This window comes from Hymenobacter sp. APR13 (assembly GCF_000737515.1).
Classification (GTDB): Bacteria; Bacteroidota; Bacteroidia; order Cytophagales; family Hymenobacteraceae; genus Hymenobacter.
This window is the reverse complement of sequence record NZ_CP006587.1, coordinates 4,590,675-4,607,368: the sequence shown is the minus strand read 5'-3', so window position 1 is coordinate 4,607,368 and position 16,694 is coordinate 4,590,675. Positions and strand designations below refer to the sequence as shown.

The following is a 16,694-nucleotide window of genomic DNA, read 5'->3' as shown; positions in this document are numbered from 1 at the left end:
GGCGGAGATTCATGGCATTTGCTTACTATATAGTAACTTATAGTACATCAACGCCCCTCATCATGCTCTCCAACCTGACTTATCTGGACGCCCCGGCGCCGTTATGGCTGGTGGCGGTGTTCCTGGGCACCGTACTACTGGCCGTGGCGCTACTGCTGCACCTGTGCTACCGCGCCGATATCTGGCTGCTGCCGCCGGCGCTGCTGCTGGGGTGGTGGCTGCTGCTGCAGGGAATTCTGGTGTACATGGGGTTTTACCGGAATCTGTACGCGGTGCCGCCGCGCCTGCTGGTGCTGGGCGTGGGGCCGCCATTGGTGGCCATGGTCGGGCTGCTGCTCACCCGATCCGGCCGCAGCCTGCTCGCCCGCTTCGACCTGGTGGGCCTCACGCGCCTGAGCGTGGTGCGGATTCCGGTGGAGCTGTGCCTGTATGGGCTGGCGCTGCACCATCTGGTGCCCGACCTGATAACGTTTGCTGACCGCAACCTCGACCTGGCCGCCGGCCTCACGGCGCCGCTGGCCGCCTACTGGTTTCGGGGCCGGCTGATGGGGCCGCGGCTGCTGCTGCTCTGGCACGCGGGCAGCCTGGTGTTGCTGCTGAACGTAGTGGTGCTGGCGGCCGGGAGCGTGCCCACGCCCTGGCAGCAGCTGGGATTTTCGCAGCCCAATGTGGCGGTGCTGCATTGGCCTTTTGTGTGGCTACCCACCTTCATTGTGCCGCTGGTGCTGTTTTCGCACGTGGCGGCATTGCGGCAGCTGCTGGCCTCACCACACAAAACTGCCCCGCTACAACCAAGTAGCAGGGCAGACGAGTGGCATTTGGAGCCGTGGTTTATTGGTCGATCCGGAAGCCGAGGCCGAACTGGATTAGGCCGCTTTCTTCGGGCGAAATCTGGTAGGAAACCGACAGGGCTAGCTGGTCGGTGACGGGGGCCAGGTAGAAGCCGGCGCCGTAGCCGTCGTGCCAGCCCCCGGGCGAGCTGCCTTTGTAGTACACCCGGCCCCGGTCGAAGAACCCGAACGCGCCGTAGGAGAAGGGCAGAAAGTTGTTTTTGACCTGGCCCAGCGCTAGCCGCAGCTCGGTGTTGAGGTAGAGGCTGGCGTCGCCGGTGAAGCGGTTGCGCACGTAGCCGCGCAGGTTTTCGCGCTGGCCCAGGTTGGCAAACTTGTAGAACGGAATTTCGTCGTCGGGGCCGTATGTTTTGGCGCCGCCGCCTTTCAGCACCAGCGTTACGGGAATGAGCAGACGCGTGGTGCCGTAGTACTCAGCAAAGCCCTGCGAGAGGCCGAAGTTGCTTTTGTCACGGTTGAGCTGAAAGTAGGTGTCGTGCTGGGCACGCAGCCGCACGCCGCGGCGCGCAAAGCGCGGCCGGTCGCGCAAATCCAAATCAAACAGCGCGTTCAGCGCGGCCAGCCGCTGGAAGCCGGTGTTGGGGCGGATATCCCCGGCGGTGGGGTCCTGTTCCAGGCGGCCCAGGTAGCTGGTGCCGGCAAAGTTGGTGCTGTACTGCTCGTAGCCGCCGCCCAGCCGGATGAGGCTGCGCTGGAAGAACACCCGCTCCGTAAAGAGGCCGGCCGTGTAGCCTTTGTAGCGCGCCTTGTAAAAGTTGTTGTCGTAGAGGCCGTCATCTTTGGTGGTATTGTTGCCGAGGCCAAAGAAGTTGTAGAACTGAAAGAAGTTGCCGTACTCGGTGCGCACACCAATATCCCAGAGGCCGATGGCGTGGCGGTGGCGCGAAGCCAGGCTCGCCTGGAAGTTGCCGTTGGCGGTGCCCTGAATGTCGAAGCTGTAGAGGTTTTTGTAGCCCGGCTTGCGGAAGCCCTGCCGTAGGAAGTCGATGCCCACGCCGGCCCCGAACCCGTCGGAGCTGTTGTAGATGAGCGTGGCGCTCGGCTTGTAGCCGTTGTACTGGAACGACTCCCGCTCGTACAGATTCACGTCGGGCGCGGTGGAGGTGCGGTTATCGGACTCGGGGCCCAGCTTCAGGTCGGTATCGGGCACGTCGTAGACTTTGGTGAGGGCGCGCAGGCCACTCACGCGCGAGTCGTCGGCAATCCGGTCTTTGCCGTCGCCGCCAATGATGCGCAGCAGCACGCTGTTTTTGGCCGTGCCGGTCACCGTGAATACGTCCTTGCCGTCGAGGCCGTAGAGGCTGACTTCCTGGGTTTCTTTGGGCGAAAAAGTGCGGTCAAACAGCGGCTCACCGTCGGGCACGTCGCCGTCCTTGCCTTTGTCGAACATGCGCACGCGCAGGTTGCCGTCGGCCTGGCGCTCCACCTGGAATACTTCGGCCTTGTTGGAGCCTACCACGTCCACGCGCTTGGCCAGCATCAGGTAATAGTCGTCGAGCACCTGGGGCAGCTCCTGGATGCGCTGTTTGAGCTTGCGGTTCAGATCGTTGCCGGAGAGGGGCATCAGCTCCTGCGGTAGCTGGGCCGTGGCTTCGTCAATGGCTGCCGGCGTGATGCTGGCCTGCATGTACTGGCCCACCTGCTGCCACTGCTGGCGCGTGAGGCTCTGCAGCAGAAACCGGTCAAGGTCCCGCGCCGGCCAGTTCAGGCTCTTAAGGTCGTGGAATTCGCCCTGGAAATCCTCGATGCTGCCTACAGCCCATTCGCGGTTGGCCAGGTAAGTCAGCAGGCCGTTCCAGAGCGTAAACGACTGGTCCCGGTCGCGCGGAATAGGCTTGTAGACGGTGGTTTTGCCTTGTTTGAAGCCGGCCCACTTCCAGTTGTCTTCGTGCTTGCCGAAGTCGGCCACCAGCATATCGAAGGCGCGGGCCTGGGCAAAAGCCTGGGCATCGATGCGGTTGTCGTGGTCTTTGTAGAGCTGGCGGAAAAAGCTGAACGAGCGGCGCACGTCGTCGGCGCCGCCGAAGCCGGGCAGGTTGGGCTTGGGGTCGCCGGGGCGGTCTTCCAGGGTACCCAGCAGGCCGGCGTACTCCTGGCGGTAGGGCCCCAGCTGGTTGTTGTCGGGCAGCACGAACAGCCGCGGCCGGGCGTGCAGGATGTCGGTCTTATCGAGCAGCGAGGTAATGACTAGCGCTGAGTAGGGGTGGGCCGTGGGCGTGATGCCCCGCAGCACATCGGCCGCAACCGAGTTGCGCAGCTCCGGCGGCAGAATCTTGGTGACGTCCTTGTCCACAGACCGGAATACGTACTCCGACGAGTCGGCCGCACTCAGCTTGAGCGAGGTGGTCTGACGCCCACCGCCGCGCCCAAACACGCGCAGGCCGCCTTTCTCGGAAGCCAAGTCGAGGGTGCGGACCTGTACCGGCTGGGTCCAAGACGTGCGGTAACCTTCGCCCAGGAAAAACTTCGACGCACCCGAGCCGGCGTACTGCTTGCCGGCCGCCAGCGTCTGGGTGGCCTGAAACGGCGCGTCCGGCTTCATCTCGGCCACACCTTTCGGCGCCGACGGGCACTGCGGAATGAAGCTGTTTACGGGCACGTTGGGCAGGCGCGGCTCTTGGCACGCCGACTGAAACAGCACGGCATTGTAGGTTTCACTGACCGCCGCATCCGCCAGGCCAAAGGCATAGAAATAGGCCTTCACGGTGCCGTCGGCGAAATATTCCAGCTTGGAAAAGCCCTCTTCAGAACGGTTGAACTGCGCGTTGCCAGCGGCCCCAACGTGCTCCTTCTCGGCGAAGGAGCCCGAAATTAGGTGGTAGTTGTCTTCGAAGCGGGTGAGCTGCAGGCTGTAGTCGTGGGAGGCCGCGTACACGGCGCCTGGGTGGTCCTTGAGCGTGCCCAGCAGCTCCTTGCGGAAGCCTTGATACTGCGGATTGGCCAAGTCACGCGGGGTGCCCACGTTCTGGCGGTAGGCCGCGTACACCGAGCCCAGCACGGGCGGCAGCAGGTGGCGGCTCAGCGGCTGCTTGCCGCCGTACACGCCGTTGCTGATGACGGGCTGGTGACCCACCAGCAGCATATTTTTGCCTTTGGTATCGTCCAGCAGATCCTGCAGCTGCTCCCGAAATTCCTGCTGGGTGAGGGTTTTGCAGTCGGTGTCGGGCGCTTCGGGCCGGTCGAAGGGATGCGTAAACCAGGGCGAGTTGATGGCCACCACGCGCACGTTGGGCGCCACGTCGATGACCTCGGGGCCGGGGCAGCCGCCGGTGGGCGCAAAGGCGTTCTGGCCGGGCAGGCGCTTCTCAATGTAGTCTTCGAGGCGGCGCACCCGCTTCAGGCCGTCGGGGCCGGAGTTGGCCCAGTCCCGGTCGCCGGGCACGAAGTAGATTTTGCCGTTGGGCAAACCCTGCACCAGCGCAATCAGGGCATCAGCGCGGGCGGTTTCGCCGGCCCGGCTGGAGTCGGTTTTGGTGCCGAGGCCATCGTGGCCCACAATGTCGCCGAGGTGGACTACGGTGAAGGCGCCGCGTTGCTGCTCCAGCGTGCGACGCAGGGCCTGCAGACGAGCCGTAGGAAGGTCGGCAGTGGCGGTGTTGCCGAGCAGGTAGACTGTGTGGGCAGGGGAGGAGACAGTCTGGCCCAGCAGGGGCTGCGCCATAGCCAAACCCAGAGAGGCCAGCAGCAGACGACGGTAGAGTGAGTGCATAGAAAGAGTGCTAGACACCACCATACGGAAAAACCGGCAAGTCGATTTAATCGAAATTTAATTTCTGATTGTAGCGACTACCCTAGGTTCCTGATGTCTTCGGAGATGAAGTTAACATCTTGCGCATAGCCAAGATCAGCAGGCAGGGCAGCCCCACCCACAGCAGCTCGCTTTTCAGCACCCGGGCCGCCCATTCACCCACAAATTTCTTCACTCCAATCGGCGAAACCGCCAACGGCCGCCACGGGAAAAAGTAGCGCTGCTGCTCGAACGGGCTGAAAAACGCCACGCCTTCGCCGCCGATAGTCAGGGCATCGAGGACGCCGTGGGAGGCCGTAGCCAGAAACAGCAGCAGCCACAGCCGCCCGGCCGGTGGCGTGCCGGGCGCGCGGCGGGCCTGCGCCAGCCCGGTCAGCGCTGAGGCCATCACCGCAGCCGCCAGAATGGAGTGCGTAAGCCCGCGGTGCCCCCAGAGGCTGGCGTAGGGCACATGAAACTTGAAGCCGATAACGTCGGCATCGGGCAGGAAGGCGCAGGCGGCGGCCAGCAGCCAGTAGCGCCAATGCCGGCGCTCCGGCAGCAGCAGCTTGCCCAGCGTGGCGCCCAACGCGCAATGCCCGAATATGGAAGCCATTGGTGAGGATGAATCAGGTGAAACCGGGCGCAGTAGCGCGGACTTTGTAGTTCACTTCCCCGCGCCGTTCGGACGATTCCGTTTCAGCGGCGCGGGGGCGCGAACTGCAAAGTTCGCGCTACTGCTGGGCCAGCAGCTCGGCGGCCAGCCGGGGTACGCCGGTGCTGGCTGGCTCGGTGATGAAATGCAGGTTGCGCCGCGCTGAAACCGGGGGGTCGGCTGGGGTCGATGATGTACACCGGGCAGCTGGCCGGGGCGTAGCCGACCAGCCCGGCCGCCGGATACACCTGCAATGAAGTGCCTACTACCAGGAAAATATCGGCCGTGGCGGTTTCCTCCATGGCCTGCTCCATCAGCGGCACGGCCTCGCCAAACCACACGATGTTGGGCCGCAGCTGGTGGCCCTTGGCGCACCGCTCGCCCAGCTCAATCCGGTCAGTATCCATCGGGTACACCAGGTGCTCGAAGCGGGAGCTGCGCGCCTCCAGCAGCTTGCCGTGCAGATGGATAATGTGGCTGGAGCCGGCCCGCTCATGCAGGTCGTCAACGTTCTGGGTGACGACCACCACCTCAAACTCCCGCTCCAGCGCCGCCAGCGCCAGGTGGCCCGCATTGGGCTGGGCGGCCCGGGCGGCGGCCCGGCGCTGGTTGTAAAACTCCAGCACCAGCTCCGGGTTGGCAGCCCAGCCCTCCGGCGTGGCTACGTCCTCGATGCGGTGGCCTTCCCACAGCCCGTCGGAGCCGCGGAAGGTAGCCAGGCCGCTTTCCGCGCTGATGCCCGCGCCGGTCAGGGCAACAATCTTCTTCTTTTTCATAGTATTAAATGTAGCATAGGCTTCAGCCTGTGCCATGACAGAAGCTGCAACGGTTCAGAGCTGCAAGCTATAAGCTTCAAGCTGCAAGGGGCAAGCTACAGCTCATAGGATATAGCCATATCGATACAGCTTGCAACTCACGGCTAGCCTGCTGCTTGCGGCTTGCAGTTCAAAGCTTGCAGCCCCAAACTTGCCGCTTCAAACTCACTTCAGAACCGCTTCAGCTCCTCGCGCCGAAATGTCCATTCCGGGGTGCTGAACCGGGCCTGGCTGGGGTCGACGGCAAACCAGGCGCCCAGCGCCGGGTCGCCCCAGGCGTTGCGCAGCACATGAATCTGCTGGGCCGGCATGTAGCTCTGGGCCAGCAGCACGTAGCGGCGGCCGCTGCCGGCCTGCTCGGCCACGTCCAGCACCAGCACGGCGTGGCCCGGCGAGCCGCCCCGAATGAGCACGTCGCCGGGCTGCACCGCGGCCAGCGGCACGGGCTTCAGCTCCCGGTCCAGGGAAAGGGTGCCGGCGTAGGTGAAAATCTGGTCGAGGTAGCGGCGGAAGGTGGCGTGGCTGGGCGCTTCTACGGGTCGGGCGGCCGGCAGCACGTCGTTGCCGCTCACCCGGAAGCCCTTGCCGCCGTACCAATCGGCAAACCGGATATCGTGGCCGCTGGTGAGGTGGAAATGCACCTGGTCCGGGTTCTGCGCAAACAGGTACTCGGCCCGCAGCCGGATAACGGCATCGGCGCACTGCTGCAAATCCTGCGTGCCCACGTCGATGTTGACCACGGCGGCGTGCACGTCCTGCGGGTCTTTCAGCTGGCCGTTATAGAGCTTCACGGGCGTGCCGGCGGGCAGCAGCGGCAGGCCGCGCAGCCACTGCCCGAACGAGCCCGGCGCCACCGCCACCCGCACGCAGCCGCGCGGCGGCGCAAACCGGCTGGCCACGCTCCGGCGGGCATCGTAAGCGCCGGCCGGCAGCCACGCATAGGGGCTGGCCGCCGTCGGCGCGGCAACGGCAGAAGTCGATGGAGGAGTGGGCGGGTTGTCAGGATGGGGAGCCGCGCCTATGGAAGCGGCATAGCTAAGCAGCAGAACTGAAAAGGGGAGAGGCAGCATGTCAGGCAACAGATAACACCAGATAGAATAGCCGCATAACGATATAAGCCGAACGGTATTTCAAGCCCAACAATACAAAAAAAACCCCGGCCAGAATGGGCCGGGGTTTTCAATAAACAGCAGCTGATTAAGCTACTTGGCTTTGGCCGCCGGTTTTTTGGCGGTGGTGCCAGCTGCCTTTTTCGCGGCGGGCTTTTTGGCAGCCGGCTTCTTGGCGGCGGGTTTTTTCGCAGGCTTGTCGGCGGCGTCGGCCTTGTCGGCGGCGGGGGCCTTCTTGGCGAAGCGGCCACCTTTGGCGGGCTTGTCGGGCGTCAGCTCGCCCAGCTCCAGGCAGCGCTCCAGCGTGAGGTCGGCTGGCTCTTCGCCTTTCGGAATCTTCACGTTCTTCTTGCCTACCACGATGTACGGCCCGAAACGACCGTTCAGCACCTGCACGTCGTCGCGGCCCTCGAAGGTCTTGATGAGGCGCTCGGCGTCGGTCTTACGCTTGTTCTCAATCAGCTCAATGGCCTCGGGCGCCGTGATGGTGTGCGGGTCCTGCTCCTTGGTGAGCGAGTAGAACTTGCTGTCGTGGCGGATGTAGGGGCCGAAACGGCCCAGGGCAGCCGTCATCGACTTCTCCTCAAACTCGCCGACCACGCGGGGCAGCTTGAACAGCTCCAGCGCCTCTTCCAGCGTGATGTTCTCAATGAACTGCCCTTTGCGCAGGCTGGCGTACACGGCCTTTTCGTCTTCGGGCGCGCCTTCCTTGGGCTCAATCTGCACGTAGGGGCCGAAGCGGCCGAGGCGGGCGGTGAGCTTCTGGCCGGTTTCGGGATGCAGCCCTATTTCGCGGTTGCTGCCCAGCGTGTTGCGCTCGATGTCCTTACCGCGCTCCACTGTTTCGTGGAAAGTGCCATAGAAGCCGGCCAGCATGTCGGTCCACTGCTCTTCGCCGTCGGCAATCCGGTCAAACTCGCCTTCCACCTTGGCCGTGAACTGGAAGTCCACAATCACCGGGAAGTGCTCCACCAGGAAGTCGTTCACCACCATGGCGGTGTCGGTGGGGAACATCTTGGCTTTGTCGGCCCCGTAGGTTTCGGTTTTGACTTCGGTTTTCACCTCGCTGCCTTCCAGCGTCAGCACGTGGAACTTGCGTTCCTTGCCTTCGCGGGTGTCTTTTTCCACGTAGCCGCGCTTCTGAATGGTGCTGATGGTAGGCGCGTAGGTGGAAGGCCGGCCAATGCCCATTTCCTCCAGCTTTTTCACCAGCGAGGCTTCCGTGTAGCGGGCGGCCGGGGCAGCGTAGCGCTCCACGCCGCGCAGCTGCAGCAGCGGCATCAGCTGGCCCACGGTCAGGGGCGGCAGGCCCCGTGAAAACGACGATTCCGTGGTGGCTTCATCCTGCTCTTCTTCGTCTTTGCTTTCGCTGTAGGCTTTCAGGAAACCCTCGAAGGTGATGACCTCTCCCGTAGCCGTGAGCGTAACGCCGGGCTGGGTGCTGATGCCGATGGTGGCCACCGTGCGCTCAATCTGGGCATCGGCCATCTGCGAGGCCATGGCCCGCTTCCGGATTAGGTCGTAAAGGCGCTGCTCCTGCGAGTCGGAGCCGGCTTTCATCAGGGCGAAGTCGGTGGGGCGGATGGCTTCGTGAGCTTCCTGCGCCGAGGCCGACTTGGTTTTGTAGAGGCGGGTCTGGGCATATTCGGCCCCGTATGCGCGGCTGATTTCCACCTGCGCGGCCGTCAGGGCGTCCTGCGAGAGGTTCACCGAGTCAGTCCGCATATAGGAAATTTTACCGGCTTCGTACAGCTTCTGGGCCACGCTCATCGTCTGGGCCACCGAGAAGCCGAGCTTGCGCGAAGCTTCCTGCTGCAGCGTAGACGTGGTGAAGGGCGGCGCGGGGCTGCGCTTGCCGGGCTTTTTCTCCAGGTTCTCGATGCGGTACTCGGCGCCGGCGCAGCGGGCCAGGAAAGCCTCGGCCTCTTCGCGGGTTTTGTAGCGCGTGGGCAAGTCGGCTTCCAGCACGGCGCCTTTTCCGGCGTCCAGGCGCGCCGTAATCCGGTACGCCGACGACACTTTGAACTGGTTGATTTCCCGCTCGCGCTCCACTACCAGCCGCACCGCCACGCTCTGTACGCGGCCGGCCGAAAGGCCCGTTTTCACTTTCTTCCAGAGCACCGGGCTCAGCTCGAAGCCCACCAGCCGGTCGAGGACACGGCGGGCCTGCTGGGCATTCACCAGGTTCAGGTCGATTTCCCGGGGGTTGTCGATGGCGTGCAGGATGGCGTTCTTGGTGATTTCACGGAACACGATGCGGCGCGTCTTGGAGCTGCCGGTCAGGTTCAGGGTTTCGGCCAGATGCCATGAAATAGCCTCGCCCTCCCGGTCATCGTCACTCGCCAGCCAGACGGTTTCGGCCTCCTTAGCCAGCTTCTTGAGCTGGCTGATAATCTCCCGCTTGTCGGCCGACACCACGTAGGTGGGCTTGAAGTTGTTGGCTACGTCAATGGCATTGTTATCCTTCGGCAGGTCACGGACGTGCCCGAAAGACGATTTGACGACGAAATCCTTGCCCAGATAGCCTTCAATGGTTTTGGCTTTCGCGGGGGATTCGACGATGACTAGATTTTTAACCATGGGGGGAAGGTGGAGACGGAAGGAGGCAAGCTAGCGCGCTTTCCTATAGAAAACGGGGCAGCGGGCAAGAAGTTGAATTTTGCCGCAAAGATGCTGGAATAATCCGGCCCGCCGTTGCTGCCCCGTAGAATGAGGCCCAGGCGGGCGGACCCGAAGTCGTATGCAGGCAACAGTCAGGACAGTTCAACTGGTTCACCAGAAGTAAGTTCTGAAACAGCAGGAATAGGTGCAGAATCCTTCTGGGCGAAACAGGCGTATTCGCTACCTTTGCCGACATAGGCAAAAGCAGCAAGGTGCGCATTGCGCCCTGCTTCACCGCCTTCCGCAGCCCCCGATACTCCTTGCTATATGGCATCAGGTAAGACTACTTCTCCCGCCCGCCGTTCTGCCGCCTCCGCCCCGGCCGACAGCACTCCGGCTCCGGCCGTTATCACCGAGGTGCCTGCCAAGGCCGCCAACGGCAAGGCGCCCGCCGTCGGCGACGCCGCGCGCCGCAGTGGAAGTGCCAAAGGGTCCAACCTGCGCGGAACGGCGACCCTGGAAAACACCGACTACGTCAACGAGCAGCTCAACCGGGTACTCTACGCCCTCGACGCCTTCAAGAAAGGCGACGTTTCGGTGCGCCTGACCAAGCAGAACGACGACATCTTCGCCGAAATAGCCGAGGCCTACAACTCCATGGTGGAGATGATTGGCGGGGTAGGGGGCGAGGTGTCGCGCATCTCTAAGGTGGCCGGGGTGGAAGGCAACCTGAAAGCCCGCGCGTCGGCCGAGAATGCCGCCGGTTTCTGGCGCGACATGATCAACAACATCAACGGCCTCGTCGACAGCATTGCGGTGCCGGTGCTGGAGGTGGGCAAGGTGCTCAAAAACATCAGCAAGGGCAACCTCGACGAAACCTTCCAGATTCCGGTTTCCGGCGACTTTAAGGTGATGGCCGAAACCATCAACAAGACCATCGACAACCTCAACCTGTTTGCCGGCGAAGTAACCCGCGTGGCGCAGGAAGTGGGCACTGAAGGCAAGCTCGGCGGCCAGGCGTCGGTACCCAACGTGGGTGGCATCTGGAAAGACCTGACCGACAACGTGAACTACATGGCCTCCAACCTGACGAGTCAGGTGCGCGACATTGCCAACGTAGCCACTGCCGTAGCAAAGGGCGACCTAACCCAGAAAATCACGGTAGACGTGAAGGGCGAGCTGCTGCAATTGAAGCAGAACTTGAACCAGATGGTGGACTCGCTCAACCTGTTCGCCGGCGAAGTAACCCGCGTGGCGCAGGAAGTAGGTACCGAGGGCAAGCTCGGCGGCCAGGCGCTGGTGCCCAACGTGAGCGGCGTGTGGAAGGATCTCACCGACAACGTAAACAACATGGCCTCGAACCTGACGCTTCAGGTGCGAGACATTGCCAACGTAGCCACAGCCGTAGCCAAAGGCGACTTGTCGCAGAAAATCACCGTGGACGTGAAAGGCGAGCTGCTGCAGCTCAAGCAGAACCTGAACCAGATGGTGGACTCGCTCAACCTGTTTGCCGGCGAAGTAACGCGTGTGGCGCTGGAAGTGGGTACCGAAGGCAAGCTTGGCGGCCAAGCCGACGTGCCGAACGTGGCCGGCGTCTGGAAAGAGCTGACCGACAACGTAAACAACATGGCCTCGAACCTGACGCTGCAGGTACGGGACATTGCCAACGTAGCCACGGCGGTAGCCAAAGGCGACCTGTCGCAGAAAATCACGGTTGATGTGAAAGGCGAGCTGCTGCAATTGAAGCAGAACCTGAACCAGATGGTGGACTCGCTCAACTTGTTTGCCGGCGAAGTAACCCGCGTGGCGCTGGAAGTGGGTACCGAAGGTAAGCTTGGTGGCCAGGCGCTGGTGCCGAACGTGGCCGGCGTGTGGAAGGAGCTGACCGACAATGTAAACTACATGGCCTCGAACCTGACGCTGCAGGTACGAGACATTGCCAACGTGGCTACGGCTGTAGCCCGTGGTGACCTCAGCCAGAAAATGGCCGTGGATGTGAAGGGGGAAATCCTGGAGCTGAAGAACATCCTCAACCAGATGGTGGACTCGCTAAACATCTTCGGCGACGAAGTAACCCGCGTGGCCCGCGAAGTGGGCACCGAGGGCAAGCTCGGCGGCCAAGCCAGCGTGCCGCGCGTGTCAGGTACCTGGAAAGACCTGACCGACAACGTGAACTACATGGCCTCGAACCTGACGAGTCAGGTGCGGGACATTGCCAACGTAGCCAGCGCCGTAGCTAAAGGCGACCTGACTCAGAAGATGACGGTGGATGTGAAAGGCGAGATTCTCGACCTAAAAAACATCCTCAACCAGATGGTGGACTCGCTCAACATCTTCGCCGGCGAAGTAACCCGCGTGGCCCGCGAAGTAGGCACCGAGGGTATCCTGGGCGGCCAAGCGTCGGTGCCGAACGTGAGCGGCACCTGGAAAGACCTGACCGACAACGTAAACACGATGGCTTCCAACCTGACCTCTCAGGTACGGGACATTGCCAATGTGGCTACGGCCGTAGCCAAAGGCGACCTGAGCCAGAAAGTGACGGTAAACGTGCGCGGCGAGCTGTTGCAGCTGAAGGAAAACCTCAACCAGATGGTGGACTCGCTCAACACCTTCGGCGACGAAGTAACCCGCGTGGCCCGCGAAGTAGGCACCGAGGGCAAGCTCGGCGGTCAGGCCGATGTGCCGAACGTGCGTGGTACCTGGAAAGACCTCACCGATAACGTAAACTTCATGGCCGCCTCGCTCACCAGCCAGGTGCGCGATATTGCCAACGTAACCACCGCCGTAGCCCGCGGCGACCTCAGCCAGAAGGTGTCGGTAGACGTGAAAGGCGAGCTGCTCGACCTCAAGGACAACATCAACCGGATGGTGGACTCGCTCAACATCTTTGCCGGCGAAGTAACCCGCGTGGCGCAGGAAGTGGGCACCGAAGGCAAGCTCGGCGGCCAAGCCGACGTACCGAACGTGAGCGGTGTGTGGAAAGACCTCACCGACAACGTAAACACCATGGCTACCAACCTTACCACGCAGGTGCGGGGTATCGGTAAGGTAGTAACCGGCGTATCGCAGGGCGACCTGACCCAGAAGCTGACCCTGGAAGCCAAAGGCGAAGTGGCCGAGCTGGCCGACACCATCAACCGCATGGTGGACGACCTGAACCGCCTGGCGCTGGAAGTAAGCCGCGTGGCCAAAGTGGCCGGGGTGGAAGGCAAGCTGACCGAACGCGCCACGGTAGGCGGCGTGAGCGGCTCGTGGAAGGAAATCGTGGACACGCTCAACGACCTGCTCGAATCCATTGCCTCGCCAGTACTGGAAGTGAGCCGCGTGGTGCGGGCTATTTCCGAAGGTGACCTGACCCAGCAAGTGGAAATCCAGACCGCCGGCGACATCAAGTCAATGGCCGACGCGCTGAACCTTGCCGTAGACAACCTCAATGACCTGCTGGCTGAAATCAACGAGTCGTCGCAGGTAGTAGGAACGTCGTCGGAGGAAATGGCGGCGAAAGGGCAGGAGATGAGCCGGGTGACCGTCGACGTGGCCCTGGCCATGCAGCAGATGGCCGAAGGCGCCCAGAACCAGGCCCTCAAGACCGACCAGGCCTTCAAGCTGATCGAGGAAATCATGCAGGCTACCAAGGAAACCGCTGGGAAAGCCGATGTGGGCATTAAGGCGGCTATCTTGGGTGAGCAGACCTCCCAGCTCGGCCTCAAAACGGTGGCCGAAGTGGTGAAGAACATGGAAGAAATTTCGGCGGCAGCGGCCCAGACGGCCAAAACCATCGAAGTACTTTCGGCCCGCTCGCAGGACATCAGCAAGTCGCTGGGCGTTATCACCGACATTGCCTCGCAAACCAACCTGCTGGCCCTGAACGCCGCCATCGAGGCGGCCCGGGCCGGGGAAGCCGGCCGCGGCTTTGCGGTAGTAGCCGAAGAAATCCGCAAGCTGGCCGAAGGCTCCCGCCGCTCGGCTTCGGAAATCGGCACTCTTGTGGACGATGTGAAGAAGGATACTACCTCGGCGGCTACGGCTATCAGCACCATGGAAGGCCGGGTACTAAAAGGCAAGAATGCCACCTTCGAGGCCAGCTCGGCTTTTAAGAACATTGCCACCAGCTCCGGCGAAACCCTGCGCACCTCCCGCGACATCCTCACGGCCACCGAGATTCAGAAAACGTCTATCGGCGACGTGGTGAAGTACGTGGAAGAAGTGGTAGCCATTGCCGAGCAGACGGCTTCGGGCACGCAGCAGGTAGCCGGAACGGCCAAGCAGCTCTCCTCGAGCATGCACGAGCTGACCGTTTCCAGCCAGCGCCTCACCGACATTGCCGACGACCTGCAGCTGGGCCTCTCCAACTTCCAGCTGCTGGAAGAAATCGAGCCGGAGCCCGAGCCGGAGCCCATCCGGCACCGTGCCCGCCGCGTGGCGCACCAGCCGGCCTCGGCCACGCCGGAGCGCGACCGGGCCACGGCCCGCCGCGCCGACGCCGCCACCGACGCGGCCCACGCCCAGGTGGTAGCCAACCGCCCGCTCACGACCACGCGCCGCGGCGACGCTCGCGCCACCGCAGCAGCTCCGGCCCCGGTTCGCAAGCAAACCAATGCTGAGCAGGCCGAGGCCCAGCGTACTCGCAAAGCCACTCGCCGCAAAACGGATACCGCACCCGCTGAGCCCGCCCCGAATGGCAAGGCCAGCGCCGAAGCGCCGGCCACCAAGCCCGCCCGAGTCCGCAGCCGTAAAGAAGCGAAGTAGCCACTTGAACTGTTAACTCCCGGAGGGGCTGATTTTCCTGTTGAAAGTCAGCCCCAGCCAGGAATATCTTTGCCATATGGCCGAAGCTGAACAATCCAGCGACAAAAAGACGTCGAAGCCCGACCCCATCATCCAACTCATCGTTTTCCGGCTCGGAAGCGAGGAGTATGGCCTGCGCATCGAGCAGGTGAAGGAAGTGACGCTGACGCCTGAAATCGCGCGCATGCCCAAAACGCCGCCTTTCGTGAAAGGCATTGCCAACCTGCGCGGCGACATTATTGCCATCATCGACCTGGAGCAGCGCTTCGGCTTGCGGAGCTTCGAGGAGGAACTGCCCGCGCTGTCGTACACGCTGGCCATTGAGGCCAAGGACTACACCATCGGGATTGTAGTCCGCGAAGTGCCCACGCCGCTGTCGATTCCGGCTTCCAGCATCGAAAAAGCCCCTGAGTTCATTCAGGACATCAACATCAACGACAAATACATTGAGGGAATCGTGAAGGTGGATAGCCGCATTATCATCGTGCTTGACATGATGAAGCTGCTAACGCCCGCCGAGATTATGCAGCTTCAGACGCGCTAACATCTTTGCCGGCGCTTAGCCGTACAAAGCTCGGCTTCCCCTTTTGGCCCTCATTCTTCCCGTTTTTTGAATTGTTTCTTATGAAAAACCGCATTCTCATCGTCGACGACTCTTTCTACATGCGCACGATGCTCAAGAACATGCTTACCGATGCCGGCTACGAGGTAGTAGGAGAAGCCGCCAACGGCCAGCAGGCACTTGAAATGGCGGCCGCCACTAAACCCGATTTGATTACCCTGGACGTAATTCTGCCCGACAACACCGGGCTGGACGTACTCAAAGGCATCCGCCTGAACGACCCGGACGTGAAAGTGGTGATGTGCAGCGCCGTAGGGCAGGAGGTTATCGTGACGGAAGCGCTGGAAAGCGGCGCTTCAGCCTATATCGTGAAGCCTTTCTCTGAGGAGAAAGTCCTGGAAATCGTAAGCACTGCCCTGCAGCCTGCCGAATAACCTGATTACCGCATTGCCTTTTCTGGTGGGTTTCTGGCAACCGTTAGTCGTCGCCAGCTGCCAGCCTGCTTAGTTATTTCTCCGTGTTCGAACGTCCCCTTTCTTTTACCATTTTGCTGGGTAACCTGCCCACCGCTTTGCGGCTACGGCTGGTGCGCCTGTTCCAGAGCCAGCCAGACTGGCAGGTGGTAAGCAGCGAAACGGGGGCAGAGCTGCTGGCAACAGCCCGGCGGCTGCGGCCAGGCCTGATCATCGTGGGGCAGGACCAGTTGCGCGACATCGAGCAGCTGCGTCGTTCGGCCAGTATCCCCGTGCTGCTTTTTGGGGAAACGCCGGCGCTGCCGGGAATGCTGCGCGAAGTAGCTGCTTGGGGCGTCTACGGGTATTTTCAGCCTGACTCCGGGCAGCCGCTCTGGGCCGCCGAGCTACTGCGTAAGGTGCGGCAGGCCATGCCGGCGCCCGTACGCCCGTTGGCCCAGCCTACGGCAGCTACTGCCGTACCTGGTATTGCTACCGGGCTGGTGATAGTGGGCGGCTCTACGGGCGGCACGCTGGCTGTTGAGCAGCTGGTGCGGGCCCTGCCTACTACACTAGCTTGTGCGGTGTTGGTAGCCGTGCATTTGCCGGCCTCCTTTTTATCTTCCTTTGTCGACCGTTTGCGGCGGGCTACGGCTCTGCCCGTAGTGCCGGGAGGCGCAGGGGTAGTGCTGCAGCCCGGGCAGATTGTAGTGGCACCTGGCGGCCGCAACTCGCTGGTTAGTGCCGCTACGAACAGTCCGTGGCAGGCTTGGCAAACGGAATTCACGGCCGAGCCTAGCCCCTCCGGCGACGAACCCTCCTTGGACGTGCTGATGCGTTCGGCCGCCCGTACGGTAGGCCGCAACGTACTGGGTGTAGTCCTGACCGGATTGGGGCGCGACGGTACGCTGGGGGCGCAGGCCATCCGGCAGCATGGCGGTACCGTGCTGGTGCAGGATGAAGCTTCCTCGGCCGTATTCTCCATGCCCAAATCCGTGATTCAGGCGGGGTGGGCCAATGCCGTATTGCCCCTCCACGAGTTGCCCAAGGCCATTGGGCGGCACGTTGCCCTGTTTCAGCAGGTTTCCGCGCAGGCGCGGCAACCCCGTCTTACTCCTGCCCGCGCCTTCTAGC

The 16,694-nt window shown here is 62.5% G+C and carries 10 protein-coding genes; 5 read left to right on the top strand and 5 right to left on the bottom strand.

Translation table 11 applies throughout. The annotated features are described in order from the left end of the window. Positions 1-62 precede the first annotated feature (62 nt). The gene (locus N008_RS19360) at positions 63-926 is read left to right on the top strand and encodes a hypothetical protein (protein ID WP_052381767.1); all 864 of its coding nucleotides are present in this window, start codon (positions 63-65) and stop codon (positions 924-926) included. Here the strand turns inward: N008_RS19360 and N008_RS19355 are convergent. From N008_RS19355 to topA, 5 genes are all read right to left on the bottom strand, one after another. Continuing rightward, positions 832-4,560: a hypothetical protein gene (locus tag N008_RS19355; protein ID WP_156109417.1), complete on the bottom strand. Its 3,729-nt coding sequence runs from the start codon at positions 4,558-4,560 to the stop codon at positions 832-834. The genes N008_RS19360 and N008_RS19355 overlap by 95 nt on opposite strands. An 82-nt stretch (positions 4,561-4,642) precedes the next feature. Further along, positions 4,643-5,194: a metal-dependent hydrolase gene (locus tag N008_RS19350; RefSeq protein WP_044017931.1), complete on the bottom strand. Its 552-nt coding sequence runs from the start codon at positions 5,192-5,194 to the stop codon at positions 4,643-4,645. 83 nt (positions 5,195-5,277) lie between these two features. Continuing rightward, positions 5,278-6,009 (bottom strand): NAD-dependent deacylase, encoded by a 732-nt coding sequence (locus N008_RS19345; protein WP_316963297.1) that lies wholly within the window; start codon positions 6,007-6,009, stop codon positions 5,278-5,280. Positions 6,010-6,218: 209 nt separating this feature from the next. Continuing rightward, positions 6,219-7,118 carry a DUF4846 domain-containing protein gene (locus N008_RS19340; RefSeq protein ID WP_081910896.1) on the bottom strand — a complete coding sequence of 300 codons (900 nt, stop codon included), beginning with the start codon at positions 7,116-7,118 and terminating at the stop codon, positions 6,219-6,221. A gap of 132 nt (positions 7,119-7,250) precedes the next feature. After that, positions 7,251-9,737 carry a type I DNA topoisomerase gene (topA, locus tag N008_RS19335; protein WP_044017930.1) on the bottom strand — a complete coding sequence of 829 codons (2,487 nt, stop codon included), beginning with the start codon at positions 9,735-9,737 and terminating at the stop codon, positions 7,251-7,253. 348 nt (positions 9,738-10,085) lie between these two features. On the opposite strand from topA, the gene N008_RS19330 reads away from it, so the two are divergent. From N008_RS19330 to N008_RS21970, 4 genes are all read left to right on the top strand, one after another. Next, positions 10,086-14,507 carry a HAMP domain-containing protein gene (locus N008_RS19330; protein WP_081910895.1) on the top strand — a complete coding sequence of 1,474 codons (4,422 nt, stop codon included), beginning with the start codon at positions 10,086-10,088 and terminating at the stop codon, positions 14,505-14,507. A 76-nt stretch (positions 14,508-14,583) separates the two neighbouring features. Beyond that, positions 14,584-15,090 carry a chemotaxis protein CheW gene (locus tag N008_RS19325; protein ID WP_052381765.1) on the top strand — a complete coding sequence of 169 codons (507 nt, stop codon included), beginning with the start codon at positions 14,584-14,586 and terminating at the stop codon, positions 15,088-15,090. A gap of 80 nt (positions 15,091-15,170) precedes the next feature. Beyond that, positions 15,171-15,542 carry a response regulator gene (locus tag N008_RS19320; RefSeq protein ID WP_044017929.1) on the top strand — a complete coding sequence of 124 codons (372 nt, stop codon included), beginning with the start codon at positions 15,171-15,173 and terminating at the stop codon, positions 15,540-15,542. An 83-nt stretch (positions 15,543-15,625) separates the two neighbouring features. After that, a complete protein-coding gene (locus N008_RS21970) occupies positions 15,626-16,693 on the top strand; it encodes a chemotaxis protein CheB (RefSeq protein ID WP_197062906.1) in 1,068 nt (355 codons plus the stop codon). Position 16,694: the final 1 nt, after the last annotated feature.